The sequence below is a fragment of the Mycolicibacterium baixiangningiae genome, assembly GCF_016313185.1.
GTDB lineage: Bacteria > Actinomycetota > Actinomycetes > Mycobacteriales > Mycobacteriaceae > Mycobacterium > Mycobacterium baixiangningiae.
Genome location: NZ_CP066218.1, coordinates 4,868,081 through 4,881,240 on the forward strand (window position 1 = coordinate 4,868,081; position 13,160 = coordinate 4,881,240).

The following is a 13,160-nucleotide window of genomic DNA, read 5'->3' on the forward strand; positions in this document are numbered from 1 at the left end:
GCACTGCGGTGACCGACGTGGACTGGCGCTCGCACTGAACGCGTGCCATATCAGCCAGTAAGGGGAAGACGGTGAAAACTGTCGGGATAATGTCGATGCAGCGCATCCACAATTACGGGTCGACGCTGCAGGCATACAGCCTCCGACGCCTGATCGAGGAGACTGCCCCGGACGCGCGCGTATCGTTTCAGGACTACCGCCCGGGCCCAGTTCTCGTGGAAGACTCTGCCGCGCCAACGTCGAAGTCCGGCCGAATTCTCGCGAAACTGCGTGAGTACAACGCAGTTGACGCACCACTTGGCGACCGGCTTCGGTTCTTCGATCACAAGCGGGCGTACGGGACCCGGTACTTCGAGGCAGTCGGCATACCGTCGACGCCGAATCACGACCTCCATGTTGACTGCCAAGTCATCGGAAGTGACGAGGTGTTCAACTGCGTGCAAGCCAACAGCAACGTCGGATATTCGCGTGACCTGTTCGGCCACGGGTCACCCGCAAGGCGTCTCATCTCGTACGCCGCATCCTTCGGGAACACGACGCTAGCCAAGATCCGCGCCGCTGGCATCGAAGGCGAGCTGGCACGAGATCTCGAGCGCTTCGATGCGCTTTCAGTCCGCGACGGGAACTCCCGCTCGATCGTTCGCGAGCTGACCGGCCGCGAGCCTCTCCTGCACGTCGATCCTGCGCTAGCCCACGATCTCCTGGCCGACCTGCGCGTGCCGAAGAGTCGGCTACACGCCGATCCATACCTCATCGTGTACGGCTACTCAGGCCGGCTGACACCACATGAGAACGCGTCGCTGCGCGACTACGCCCGTCGGATCGGAGCGCGGGTCCTGACATTCGGCGGAGTACAGGAGTGCGGCGACGCCTTTGTCGAGTGCAGCCCGTTCGAACTACTCGCCTACTTCCGTGACGCGGTTGGAATCGTGACAGACACGTTCCACGGCACCATTTTCTCGATCATCAATCATCGCCCGTTCGCCACCATCGTCCGCCCGAGCACCGCAGGAGGGTATGGCAACGAGGAGAAGCTCAAGTTCCTTCTGGAAACGTTCGGGTTGTCGTCACGCCGGCTCAACGGTCCGGAGGCGATCGACCAATTACTGTCCACCCCTCTGGACGATGGCGCGATCGACGCGACTCTCGCTTCGGAGCGTGCCAGCGCTCGAAATTACCTCGCCGCGAACGTCCTTTTTCCGACCGCCCAGGAGATGCCGTGAAAAGGAATACGACCAGGTCGAAGCAACAGGTCAAGAAGGTTCTTCAAAAGATCCGGCTGCGGTATCTCGCGCACAAGGATGTCGCTCGCTTCTCAAGGACCGCCTCGTTCTCCATCTTCGACACCGATTACGAACAAGTGGTCTCGCGCATCATGTACAACGTCCACGCGATAGAGAAGGGTCTTGCTCGTACGGCTGACTTCCGCCCCGGGTTCGGCCGTAAAGCCTTGTCCGATCTGAACGACACCTTGGTCGTCTACCGCACCGCGGGTCATGATCTCGACGGTTTCGCATACGGACAAGGTGTCTCGATACTTCAGCGGTACCGCGAGTTGCACGCCAAGTTCGATCACGACGTGAGCTTCCTCGAAGAGATCGTCGATCCGGTGTTCCTAGATGCCGTCGCGGACAGAGGAGTCGCGGGAACCAAGATTCTCCGACGTGCCGAAAAGCAAGACAATGATCAGAAGAACTTCTACCAGTTGGCGGCCGGCCGCAGCAGTGTCCGCCAATTCTCCGGCCGGCCGATCGATACTTCGAAGGTGATGGCCGCGCTGCGCGCCGCCGAGAAGACACCCTCAGTGTGTAACCGCCAGGGTTGGCGCGTCTACTGGGTGGAGGACAAGGACCTCGCGGCACGAGTCCTCGAGCACCAGAGAGGGTTTGGGCAACGACTGATGCCCGAGGTGCTACTGACGATCACGGTGTCGAACAGCACGTTCCTCAGCCCGGTTGAGCGTAATGAGGCCTTCGTTGACGGTGGACTCTTCTCGATGTCCGTAATGTACGGCCTTGAACATGAAGGGCTCGCCGCGGTGCCGCTCAACGCAATGATGTACTACAAGGATCAAGCTGCGGTGCGCGAGTTGCTGTCCATCGACGACTCGGAGATGATCACCATGTTCATCGCGATCGGAGACTTCCCGGAGGAAACGGTTGTGCCGATTTCCGATCGGAAGCCTGCAGCCTCATTCGTCCGTCGACGCGGCGAAGGGTCGTCTGCAGCGCAGCCAGCAGTGATCGCCGGGCAGTGAAACGAGCACGGCTGTCGGGGATTACCCGTCTCAGCTCATCACCTACGCCGTAGACGACTTCTTCGCGCTGTGCCGCTGGCGAAGCGTGACTCCGGATTCTGCTTTGGATGAAGATGCCGCGCTGTCTTCGCCGTAGTAGCTGTAGCTGTAGCTGTAAGCCGAGCCGCCTCGAGTCGGCGTCATGGTGAATACCGCACCGAGAACTGAAGCTCCGACGTCCGTAAGACTGCCGACCGCGTGGGTCAGCTGGTCACGCCTAGTCTGTCCGAACCGCGCCATGATCAGCACACCGTCGGCCCCTGCTGCCAGAATCGCAGCATCGGTGACCGCTAGCAACGGGGTGCTGTCCACGATGACGTAGTCGAAGCGAGTGCGCAGTTCTTTGAGCACCTTCTTCGCCGCCAACGAACCCAGCAGCTCGCTCGGATTCGGAGGGATTGCCCCCGACGTGAGGACACTCAGACCAGGGAAACGGCTCTCTTGCAGGGCGTCGTCTAGGGAGGCTCCGCCGCTGAGTACCGTGCTGAACCCGACGGGACCCACCATGTCGAGGTACTTGTGCAGTGTGGGGCGCCGCATATCGCCGTCGACGACCACCACACTGTGCTCAGCTTCCGCCAAGGCCAATGCGATATTGATTGCCGTGGTCGACTTCCCCTCGCTGGGAACAGAACTCGTCACAACGATCACACGCGGAGGATTGTCCACCGCTAGGAATTGCAGATTCGTCCGCAACTTGCGGAACGCCTCGGCGATGGACGAATTGTCGCTCTCAAACGGAATTGCCGGTTGCTTGCGCCGCTCTTTGTCGAGTGGGATGGTCCCTACGATCCCGGCACCTGTGATCTCTTCAACGGTCTTTCTGTCCTTGACCGTGTTGTCCAGAAGATCGCGCAGAAGTGCGAGTCCAATTCCGACGACTACGCCCAGCGCCAATCCGATTGCGAGGATCCGCTTCGTCTGCGGGACCACCGGTGCGTCAGAAATTGATGCACGCTGTTCCACCACCACCCGGGCGTCTGGCCGAGCACCGGCTTCGGGCGTCTCCAATTCCCGTACGAGCGTGACGAACTCGTCCGACATCGTATTCGCGATGTCGCGGGCCCGGACGGGCGAAGAATCCAGCACCGAGACATTTATCAGCACCGTGTCCGCTTTTGCGCTCGCTTTGACCTTCTGCCGCAGCGCTTCCGAGCTCATATCGAGGCCGAGCTTGTCAATTGTGCGCTGCGCCAGCGTTTCGCCTTTGATCAGCTCGCTGTAGGAAATCACCCGCTCCTGAGAGAAGCGGTTGCCCTGGTAGGTCTCGGCAAGTGTGGATCCGGCGGACGTCGACACGAAAAGTCTCGTGGACGCCTGATACAGCGGGGTGGTCAGCAAGATCGTCGCTACCGCGCCCAGGAGAAAGACCACAATCGTCGCACAGACGGTGATCCACCTAGATCGCAGCGACTTAACGATGTCCTGCAGGTTCAACGCAACCCCTTAATAAAAGAACCATGCGGCTTCGATGTCCACGCAACGAACATCGGAAGCCTCAAAATCAAACTGCCTGGCGCCACGCCGCGACCTGCATAGGTGTACAGCCAACTTGGTGAACTCACGACACGATAGTGCCGGGAGGGGCTTGGACTGGGAGCTGGCGGACGAGCCCCATGGAACCGGCCGCATATTCCGGCAGCGACTGAGTGGATTCCGTATTGATCAACCGCATGTTCACGGCCGACATACTTGTGTCGCCACTACATCCCTCGGCGACGTACTCGATCTTCCGGTCGAGGCGGCAATCGAGTTTGTCGCCGGCCAAGTTTTTGATCACAACTTCGGTGTGAGGGGCCGCGCGATCAGAGATCGTGTGGGCCAATCGGGATTCCCCCAGAAATTTCCGCTCATCGAGGGAAGAGCTCCAGACCGCTATTTGCCTCTCACTCACTGCCTTCCCCAACGCATCGAGCAGCTGGTCGCAAGTGCAGACATACCCCCCCAAAGGCAAAGATCCTGAGTGGATCGCAGTGAGCATCTCAGAATGCGCTCAGGTTGTCAACGCGAACCATGGTTGCCGGGCGCGCCAATTATCACGGCGACTTAGTTGGCCAAGGAGCTGTTTGGCACGGCCGCGCTTGATCGAAAAATCGTGCGCAAATCACCATTCCTGGCAACAGCTTCACAGCCCACCCGGAACTCGACACTGTGCCGACGTGAACACGAAATACTATGCCCCCCAGTGCTTTTAGGCTGACGGCCGATGCGGATCAATGCCGGACCTCGGCAACTGCGCGACGCTCTGCGATATTCAGCAACTTTACGAAGACTTCCGCCTACGATCCGGCCGCCTATCACGTAGGAAGCCGCGGTTCACGCCGTGTCAAGTCGTTAGCTTGGGCGAACGGCTTAGGAAAGGAAACCATCGAGCCGGAAAAGGTTAGCTAAAAGAAAGATAGAGAGGCTGACGTCAACTCCATCATCCGGATGCTGAGCGGCTGATACTTTGCGGCAGCGAGTTATGGCAAGGCCTCGAGCGCTCATCCCAACGGCCCGGTAATCACACGGCTTCTCCCAAGCGCGTGGCGACCTGTCGGACACGAGGTTGAACATGCAGACGAGGTCGACAACGACTCGCCCCAATCCTGATGCCCGCAAGAATAGCGACGCCGTTCACCAAGGAGCTGCTGCCTCGCGGGTGATCGGCTAGCGCAATGAGTTAGGCGTGGCACCGACCTCTATGCCGCGGATGCCGTTTCAGGCCTTCGCCGCCTCGAACACCTTCTCGCCACGGAGAAGTCCGTAACGAGAAACATATGGCTCCTCGGCGGTGAACTCAGCCAGCTCGAAACCTGCAGTCTTAATCCGGTCGCGCACGTCGCGTCCGAACATTCTGACGTGGTCGTCCTGGCCGAAGTATCGAACGCGGTCAGCCTTGGAGGTGTGAGTCGGGTCCTCGTAGGTCCGATCCCATCCCTCTACGATCGGGAACATCAACAGTGCATGTCCGCCAGGCCGGAGAATGCGGTGGATTTCTCGAAGTGCCTTCGTGTCGTCGACATGTTCGAGAACGTGGGAACAGACAACTAGGTCGACGGATGCGTCCGGCAGGTCGATCGCCTCTATGTTGATGACGATGTCGGCGGCACCTGGTTCGAGGTCTGCGGACTGGTACGCAGATGATCGGCTGCGAAACAGCTTGGCGAGCACCTCTTCAGGCGCGAAGTGCAGAACTCGGGCGCCGTCCACCGCATCCGGGTGGGCCGAAACCCACAAGCCCATGAGGCGGTGGCGCTCCTTCGAGAAACACTTCGCGCAAACCGCACCTCCGCGAGGAGGGTTACCGAAGGGCAGGAATTTGCCAGAGTATCCGCAGAGATTGCACTCATATCTCTCGACCCGCAAGAGGTTCGCAGTTCCCTTGAGTAAATAGAACGCCGATGGGCTTGCGTGACGGATCCCCCTGCTAAGCCTCGTCTTTAGTCCTTGCGCTGTCGCGGTCATCCCCATTGGATCAACTTACCAACTACAGGCATAGTGCGGCGGCCTGAGGCAGCCTGTCACAGCGCTGATGTCCATAAGGCGGTGCAGCGAACTGGTCACCAGTCTGAATGTCGATCACTCTGACCGACGCCCGTCGACTCAACGGCCTGCCGGGATCGCCGTGTGAGCTTCGTCGGTTACGGCACCGGCCAGCGATATGAGCGCTCAGGCTGGGCTGAGCTTTTCCTCTTCTCGCCTCGATGGCCGCGCATGCCCTAGCTTTTTCGCTGCCCACGCGATGACTGGAGCGAAGAATATCGCGTACGCGAGCAGGTTGTCTGCGAAGTTGATACCGAGCCCCAGATACACTCCGACATGGAAGCCGATTACGAGCAGGAGCCATATTCTAAAAAGAATTGGAAAGAAGACCACAAGAATCAGTCCACCTTCAGCGATCAACGTAGCGTAGTCGAGGAATTTCCAGAACACGCTGCTGTCGATGTTCAGGAGCCACGGACCGAGCGGACCCAACTTTTCGCCGAGGGCCAGGTCTCTTGCCACATAACCCCGCGTCGCAAACCTATCTGGCGAAACCCATCCGCCCGCAACCTTCGGCACGGCTGCCGAAAGCATGGCCCAGCCGATCGTCATTGCATAGAGGAGAACAGGAAACCCGCTGACAGCGACCGGATTCTGCATCCGGCGCCGCCTGAAGATCGCGTCGACCGACCACATGCAACCCCACCCCGTGAAGGCCAGGAAGACCGGGGCCAACTCGAAAAGGATGAAGTGGTCGACTTTGGAGAAGGAGTACGAAATCCCAGAGCTGCATATCAGGGCGATCGAGAGCCCCACCGACGCCGGTAGCGTCCACAGCCCTACCGCGACCATCCCTCCGAACAGGACTTTTGCTGCCATGAGCGCATACAGCGTTGTGAGGTCAGGAGGTGCGGACAGCCATGCGAATAGTCCAGGGCGTGGGTTGACGAAATCCGCTGGCACATTGGCGATCCAGGTTACGTCGCCGGGGAAAATGATCACCCAGATACCGAAGACAATTCGAAGTGCGGCCAAGACTCGTGGGTCTGGAGCGTACGCACGCGCAACCCTCGCCAGGCGTGATTCGATCCGGGCGATCACAGGACCATCGTCTTCCAGGTACACGGCTGTTCGCCGGCTACGGAAGAATCGGACACGCGCACTCTAGACGCTTGCCAGCATATCCGAACGGCCGTGGCGTCGATCCCTGAATCAATTTCGTCGATCCGCTCCCGTAACCACATTCTGACCGGGGGTGAAATATGTGACGGTTCGCTGTCTCGGAAGACATAGTCGAATGACGGGCGCGCAGTCGAGAAGCGGAAATCAGCCATGAGCTCGACGACCGGGATTTGTCGTATCGAGCCATTGCTTCCGATCGCCTCTACGTGAGCGAAAGTGACTCCGACTGTTCCGTCACCCTTCGCGGCAGGACCGAAACTCGGCATTCGAATACTCGGATAGGGCTCGGGCCTTATCGCAAATGATAAGTAACCCTGTCCAATGAGTAGCAACGCAAACGCGACGACGACGATCAATCGCCAAGGCGTCTTGTTCGTACTCTGCCCCGTGACCACAAGCTCCCCCTCCGCCTCCGCCTCCGGGTACTTCGATATCAGAGCATGCTGCCGACCGTTGGCCGACCTCGTTCGAATAGTAGTGGGCTCGAGCGATCCGCACTCGGGTGGCGTACAACAGATTCCGCCGGATCGATGCTTGGCCCGTAGACGGGTAACCAGGCGGTGCAGTCGACTTGACATCCACACCGTCTCATCGTTCGCGTTCGACGAGGTCGGTGGCGCACCGACGTCGCGGTATACGGACTCGTCACAAGGGGGTCCGCCCGGCGGTCAGGACGCAGCGCTACTCGAAGTAGGTCTCGCGTACTCGTGGATTCGATAGTTGAATAGCGCCGCCAGGCGCCCATACCCTTTGAACAGATTGACAAATGGCTCCGCCTGCAGCCCTCTACCCATGGCCAGCCCGAGCCCGAGCGCAAAAACGCTGTACCCCGCGCGCAGGACGCTCACCGCCAGCCACGCCGGCGACAGGTCCCCGTGCTTCCGGCGTATCCGGGTCTCGGCGATGCCATTCCGGATGGCTCTGCGGCGAGTCCATCGCAGGGACAACCGATTGTTCGGTACGTCCTCGTACACCACCGCCTCGGCGCAGAAGACGATCCTGCACCCGGATTTCCTTATCCCCCAGAACAAGTCCCAATCCGAACCGCCAGTCAGGGAGAAAGACGGGTCGAATCGGGGAGAGCCCGCCCGGTGCCAGGCTTCACGGGTCAGCAGCGTGTTGTTGGTAGCCGCACTCGGAAGTTCAAGACCACTCTCCTGAATCCGGCGTTGCAGGAAGCCTCCTCGCTCAACCCACTTGGGTGTCTCTCCAGGAAATACGCTCACTACAGGGCCTTGTACGACATCGGCTTGGGCGCGTCGAGCGTATGTGGTGAGCGTGGAGAGCCACTCGGGCGAAACCCACTCGTCGTCATCCACGAAGATGATCGCTTGATGACGGTCGCTGAAGTGATCCAGCGCCCGGTTTCTCGCTGCCGCGATGCCGGGCTCGGGCTCTACCAGATACAGGGGCCGAAGTGGGTGGTTGGTCGCAACGGCGCGGGCTGATTCCTCGGCGTCATTATCGACCACGACAACTTCCGCTGCGACTGAACCGACGGCTGTTGCAAGGCTATCCAGCAGATGCAGCAGCGCTGATGGTCGACGATATGAGGCAATTGCGATCAGATAGTTGTCCGTCATCTTGCCATTCTCGTCGGTGTAGGCGGGAGCACGCAGTCCCCTGACTGTCACGGAATCATGCGATGGTTGGTTCGGCGTCATCGACTTGACCACAGCACCCCGATCGACCACCATCATGTCGAGGGTCCTTGACCGGGCGATCCGGTCCGACTTGTGGTGCGCTTACAGGGGGGCGCGGGCTATAAGCTACACGAGATCGACGGGGAGGAGTCGGGGGTTGGGACCCGGTAAAGAGTTACCCGCCCTTTTCGTCCTTGGAAGTGGCCAGGACGACAATGTCGGCGATGTGGTCCTGCGGCGCGAATACTTCGACCGCCTTCGTCGATTCGGGCGACTGCATATCTATCTCGGACCGGCGTCAGATGATTTCCTCAAGAGTCTGGCGCTTCAAGAATCCGACGTCATCTACGGCGACCTCCGGAAGTGGCACTCAGCCGCCTGGGGAGCCCTTTTCCGTGGGCCAGTTTGGTTCGTCGACAAGCCCGGTGAGCTTCTGGTCGACGGCCGTAGCTTCCGCCGCAACGTGAAGTTCCTGCCGTTGATCCTCGGCGTCAGGGCTCGCAGAGGGCAGGTGCTCCGCTTGGGAGTGGCAATGCGAGCGGAAAATCAGTCGTACGTGAAGATTCTGCGTCCGCTCTTCCGGTTATCGACGTGCGTTCGATGGCGCGACACTGATTCGAGAACAGCTTTCGGCTTCGGTGAGGTCGGTCCGGATTGGGCGTTCGGTTGGGAGTCGGCCGCCCGGGACGTCTCGGACGTCACTGGTGGTGACATCGCGGTCACGTACCGGGCAGACCGAGAGCCGCCATCCGACACCATCATCGACTCGATCCGCGCGTTGGCACGCGCCGGTTCGAGGCGCGTGGTCGTGGTCACCCAGGTCCGCAGAGACGCAGAACGTAGTGCCGACCTGGCGTCACGCCTTGGCGGAGAGCTCATTCCGTGGCCCGCCGAGCGGTCGTTAGCAGAACACGAAAATGTTCTTCGCGAGGTCTACCGAAACAGCGCCATGGTGATAAGCGACCGCCTCCACGCTCTGATCGTCGGAATGACGGAAGGTGCAGTCCCCGCGTGCGTCACTGACCACAGAGACGCCAAGGTCGGCCGGCACCTCGACGCGGTGGGGTTCCACCGCTCCACAATCGCCGTCGGAGACACAAGCCCGGCTGCACTGACCGATAATCTCGCGCAGCACCTACTGAGGCGTAAAGAGGCACTCACCGCGGTGCGTGCGGCGCTCGATTACCTCGACAATCTCACTGAACAGTTCGCAGCCCTCGCGTTTGCGCGATGGCCGAAAGGGACTTTCCCTTGAGCTCTTTGGCGCGAAAAGCGCTCGGCGGTGCGACCGCGACCCTGTTCTGGCAGGGAACGCGCATAGCGTTGCTGGTCATCTCACTCGTCGTGCTCGCGCGCTTGTTGTCGCCGGACGACTTCGGGCTCATTGCCATGGTGACCGGTCTGATCGGCATCGGGGAGTTGCTCCGCGATTTCGGGCTGTCAGTGGCATCCCTTCAGTCGAAGACGCTCAGCCCGGAAGAGAAATCAAACCTGTTCTGGCTCAACACCGTATTCGGCGCCTTACTCTCGATCGCGGCTTTCGCGGCGTCCTGGCCTATTGCGCACCTCTACGGTGATGCCAGACTTGTGGGAATCACACAGGCCCTGTCCGTGACGTTCTTGATCAACGGCATCGCAACCCAGTTCAAGGCACAGATCAATCGGGACCTCCGGTTCGTCGCTCTCGGGGTGACGGAGGCGGTACCGCAAGCTGCGGGTCTGGGCGCTGCAATCGCGCTCGCCACGACACTTCACAGCTATTGGGCTCTGGTAGTTCAAGCGCTCGTCACGGCCGTTCTCGGAGCCCTGCTTTGCATCGCGATTGCTGGTTGGCGTCCGGGCATGTACCGCTGCGATGTACCGATTGGCCGCTTCGTCCGGTTTGCCGGCGCACTCGTCGGAACACAGGGTCTTGCGTACCTACCCAAGAATGTCGACAGCGTATTGCTCGGCATCCTTGGGGGACCCGCTCAACTCGGCCTCTACAACCGTGCCTATCAGGTCGTGGTACTTCCGCTCAACCAGGTGACAGCACCACTATCCCGTGTCGCCATTCCAGTGCTGTCGCGCCTGCAAGACTCTGTGCAGACTTTCATGAAGTATCTCACGGCAGCCCAGTTCGCGACTGTGGCAGTCACTTCCACTGTCTACGGTGTGATGATCGGGATGGGCGGCCCACTCGTCGGCGTCGTGCTCGGTGATCAATGGGTCGAAGCAGCACCCATTCTGCAGATCCTCGCCGTATCCGGCATCTTTCGCGCGCTCAGCCAGGTTCCATACTGGGTGTTCGTAACGCTGGGTGAGACGCGCAAACAGCTGTATCTGTATGTGGCCGGCCAGCCATTGATCGTTGCGGCCATCGCCGTCGGAGCGTTCTGGGGCGGCGGCATCGGCGTAGCAACGGGATGTTCCGTTGGGTACGGCGGCTTCTGGGTGCTCAACATGTGGTGGGCGCGGCGAGTCACCGGGTTTCCCATCGGTCAGCTGGCGCTGTCAGGGCTAACACTTGTCGGAGTGTTCGGGCTTCCAGTCACCGCGGTAGGAGCCACCGCCTCGTTCTTGATCGACAGTGACCTGCTGGCGGTAGGCGTCGGCTGCCTCGCGACGGCTCTCTGGGTGGCCGGCGTCGTATACCTGGTTCCCCGTTACAGAGCGGAGGCCGTACGGTTCGCAAGGCTTGCGCTTGATCGCAAGTCACGGAAGAGGCGCACGGAATCCGTTACCGACGTTCAATAAGTGGTTGCGCGCCAACGGTGCTCGGGCAACGAGCAGCGACGGCGAGCACTTCGCAGGTCAGCGAAACCTACCTCGTTCACTCTCAAGTCTGACGCAACACCCGAGGCACCACTCGACGAAGCAGGAGCACGGGTTCGATCAGGTATCGGTGGGCGAGGCGGCGTGGCTCGTTGAGAAGGCGCCATAGCCATTCCAGACCAAGACTGCCGAGCCATCTGGGCGCCAGCCGCGTGCTTCCTCCGACATAGTCGATGGCACCGCCGACTGTCGCGTAAGTCGCCGCCGGAAGCCCATCGAAATTCCTCAACAAGAAATGCTCTTGACGAGGCATGCCCAGACCGACGATTACGAGATCGGGGTTGAAGTCTGTGATCGCCTTGACGGCGACTTCGTCGTTCACGTAGCCGTCCACACCGGAGATCGCCCAGTTCGTGAGTCTACCCCGCAAGACGTCGACAGCCTTCTGATTTGAGTCAGCAGTAGCACCGAAGATGAACAACCGTCCCGATGAATGGACCCGGGTAAGCGCTTCAAGCCAGTCCGTCGATGAGACGCGCCATGAGGTGCCGAAGGTGTCCGTAGAGAACTGGGAGGTGAGCCAGAGAATTGGCGCGCCGTCGACTATGACCCAGGTCGCCCGTCGGTAGAGCTCTCGGAACCGGCTATCGACATCGTGCAGATACGCGCTGTGCAGATTGTGATTGAGCAGCAGCCGCTTGCCTGATGCGTTGGCGACAATCTCCGCCACCTCGGGTGCGGTAAGCGGCGTTACCGAGATGTCCAGTGGATCAATCCGTACCCATTGCCCTGCGCAGTTGGTGGTCAACGCGAATCCCCCCTGGTCACGTCAAATCCAGAACGCACCCCACCTCGCCGAAACTTCTGCTGAAGTTGTTCGCTTGGCCAGTTGCAGATGCAAAGACCCACATTAACGTCTATTTGAGTAGACAACAACTTCACTCGCGCCAAAGCGATCGGTCAGCGTGGCGAACTCAGCACCATCAAGGCGCGAATGGCCGCGGTGTTCTTGGCCCCGAAAGGTGTCTCGACGTTCAGTCCGAACAGTCGGCTAATGTATCCCCGACGTTGAGGGGGCTTGCTGTGTACCGATGGAGCTGGGTGCTTATCGCCACTCTGGTGCTTACTGCCTGCGGAGGCGCGCGGCCCGCCGCAGTCCACACGAATCCTCCACCACCTCCACTTGAGGCGACACCGGAGCCGGGCGTGGATTACATCGCCATCATCGGAGACGGCTTTAGTGTTGGAAGCAAGGGTTCCGGCGGCGATCCAGATGCGTGGCCCAGTTTGATCCGGCCGCTGCTGCAACGACAGGGCCACGTGATCCAGGCCAACACTTCGGCCGCGTCGACGTACGGATACATACCGCGCGGCCCAGAAGGTCGGAAGTTCCACGACATTGCACCGCGTGTGGTTGGAAAGAACACAGACGTGGTGGTGCTGTTCGGCGCGTCCCGCGACAAGACAATGCTGCCCGACGGTGCTCGTTTGGCATCTCTCGTGAGTTTGACCATGCAGCGCGTTCAACACATCGCCCCCGACGCGCGCCTGCTCGTCATCGGGCCGGCGGTGATGGGTCCGCAGCCACCGGACGATGTCATGCAGGTGCGTGACATCGTGCGAGAGCAGGCGCTCGCGTACGGCGCCACGTTCGTAGATCCTCTTGCCGAAGGCTGGTTCACAAGCCAAGAGCTGGCCAACGACAAAGGGCGGCCGAATCCTGCCGGTCAGATTCTCCTTGCCGAGAAGATTGCTCCGCTCATTGCGGAGCAACTAGCAGGAGCGCCGGCGCCGCCGTCGTAAGCGCAGCTCACCCACAC

The 13,160-nt window shown here is 60.4% G+C and carries 11 protein-coding genes; 5 read left to right on the forward strand and 6 right to left on the reverse strand.

The window, feature by feature from the left end; genetic code table 11:
- Positions 1-71: 71 nt before the first annotated feature.
- Positions 72-1,223, forward strand: coding sequence for a polysaccharide pyruvyl transferase family protein (locus tag I7X18_RS23040; RefSeq protein WP_193046294.1), 1,152 nt, complete (start codon positions 72-74; stop codon positions 1,221-1,223).
- Positions 1,220-2,257, forward strand: coding sequence for a nitroreductase family protein (locus tag I7X18_RS23045; protein WP_193046295.1), 1,038 nt, complete (start codon positions 1,220-1,222; stop codon positions 2,255-2,257). Before I7X18_RS23040 ends, I7X18_RS23045 begins: the two co-directional genes overlap by 4 nt.
- Positions 2,258-2,299: 42 nt before the next feature.
- On the opposite strand, the gene I7X18_RS23050 is transcribed toward I7X18_RS23045, so the two are convergent.
- The 5 genes from I7X18_RS23050 to I7X18_RS23070 form a co-directional block, all read right to left on the reverse strand.
- Positions 2,300-3,733, reverse strand: a complete 1,434-nt coding sequence (locus tag I7X18_RS23050) for a tyrosine-protein kinase domain-containing protein (protein ID WP_193046296.1) — start codon at positions 3,731-3,733, stop codon at positions 2,300-2,302.
- A gap of 124 nt (positions 3,734-3,857) precedes the next feature.
- Entirely contained in the window at positions 3,858-4,121 is a 264-nt protein-coding gene (locus I7X18_RS23055; protein WP_193046297.1) for a hypothetical protein, read from the reverse strand.
- 875 nt (positions 4,122-4,996) lie between these two features.
- Positions 4,997-5,521: a class I SAM-dependent methyltransferase gene (locus I7X18_RS23060; protein WP_193046298.1), complete on the reverse strand. Its 525-nt coding sequence runs from the start codon at positions 5,519-5,521 to the stop codon at positions 4,997-4,999.
- A 426-nt stretch (positions 5,522-5,947) separates the two neighbouring features.
- Positions 5,948-6,862 (reverse strand): HTTM domain-containing protein, encoded by a 915-nt coding sequence (locus I7X18_RS23065; RefSeq protein ID WP_193046299.1) that lies wholly within the window; start codon positions 6,860-6,862, stop codon positions 5,948-5,950.
- Between the two features lie 749 nt (positions 6,863-7,611).
- Positions 7,612-8,643: a glycosyltransferase family 2 protein gene (locus I7X18_RS23070; RefSeq protein ID WP_226863533.1), complete on the reverse strand. Its 1,032-nt coding sequence runs from the start codon at positions 8,641-8,643 to the stop codon at positions 7,612-7,614.
- A gap of 100 nt (positions 8,644-8,743) precedes the next feature.
- On the opposite strand from I7X18_RS23070, the gene I7X18_RS23075 reads away from it, so the two are divergent.
- Both I7X18_RS23075 and I7X18_RS23080 read left to right on the forward strand, forming a co-directional pair.
- On the forward strand, positions 8,744-9,841 hold the full coding sequence (locus I7X18_RS23075) for a polysaccharide pyruvyl transferase family protein (RefSeq protein ID WP_193046300.1): 1,098 nt from the start codon (positions 8,744-8,746) through the stop codon (positions 9,839-9,841).
- The gene (locus tag I7X18_RS23080; RefSeq protein ID WP_193046301.1) at positions 9,817-11,322 is read left to right on the forward strand and encodes a lipopolysaccharide biosynthesis protein; all 1,506 of its coding nucleotides are present in this window, start codon (positions 9,817-9,819) and stop codon (positions 11,320-11,322) included. The genes I7X18_RS23075 and I7X18_RS23080 overlap by 25 nt, the downstream gene beginning before the upstream one ends.
- Before the next feature lie 82 nt (positions 11,323-11,404).
- Here the strand turns inward: I7X18_RS23080 and I7X18_RS23085 are convergent, their stop codons facing one another.
- The gene (locus I7X18_RS23085; protein WP_193046302.1) at positions 11,405-12,148 is read right to left on the reverse strand and encodes a WecB/TagA/CpsF family glycosyltransferase; all 744 of its coding nucleotides are present in this window, start codon (positions 12,146-12,148) and stop codon (positions 11,405-11,407) included.
- Positions 12,149-12,546: 398 nt separating this feature from the next.
- Here I7X18_RS23085 and I7X18_RS23090 point away from each other — a divergent pair, with 398 nt between their 5' ends.
- Positions 12,547-13,143 carry an SGNH/GDSL hydrolase family protein gene (locus tag I7X18_RS23090; protein WP_193046303.1) on the forward strand — a complete coding sequence of 199 codons (597 nt, stop codon included), beginning with the start codon at positions 12,547-12,549 and terminating at the stop codon, positions 13,141-13,143.
- Positions 13,144-13,160: the final 17 nt, after the last annotated feature.

What these genes read in the sequence shown, in the direction of transcription:
- I7X18_RS23060 (WP_193046298.1), bottom strand. Translation starts at nt 5,521, where the DNA reads ATGGGCTTGTGGGTTTCGGCCCACCCGGATGCGGTGGACGGCGCCCGA.
- I7X18_RS23070 (WP_226863533.1), bottom strand. Translation starts at nt 8,643, where the DNA reads ATGATGGTGGTCGATCGGGGTGCTGTGGTCAAGTCGATGACGCCGAAC.
- I7X18_RS23080 (WP_193046301.1), top strand. Translation starts at nt 9,817, where the DNA reads ATGGCCGAAAGGGACTTTCCCTTGAGCTCTTTGGCGCGAAAAGCGCTC.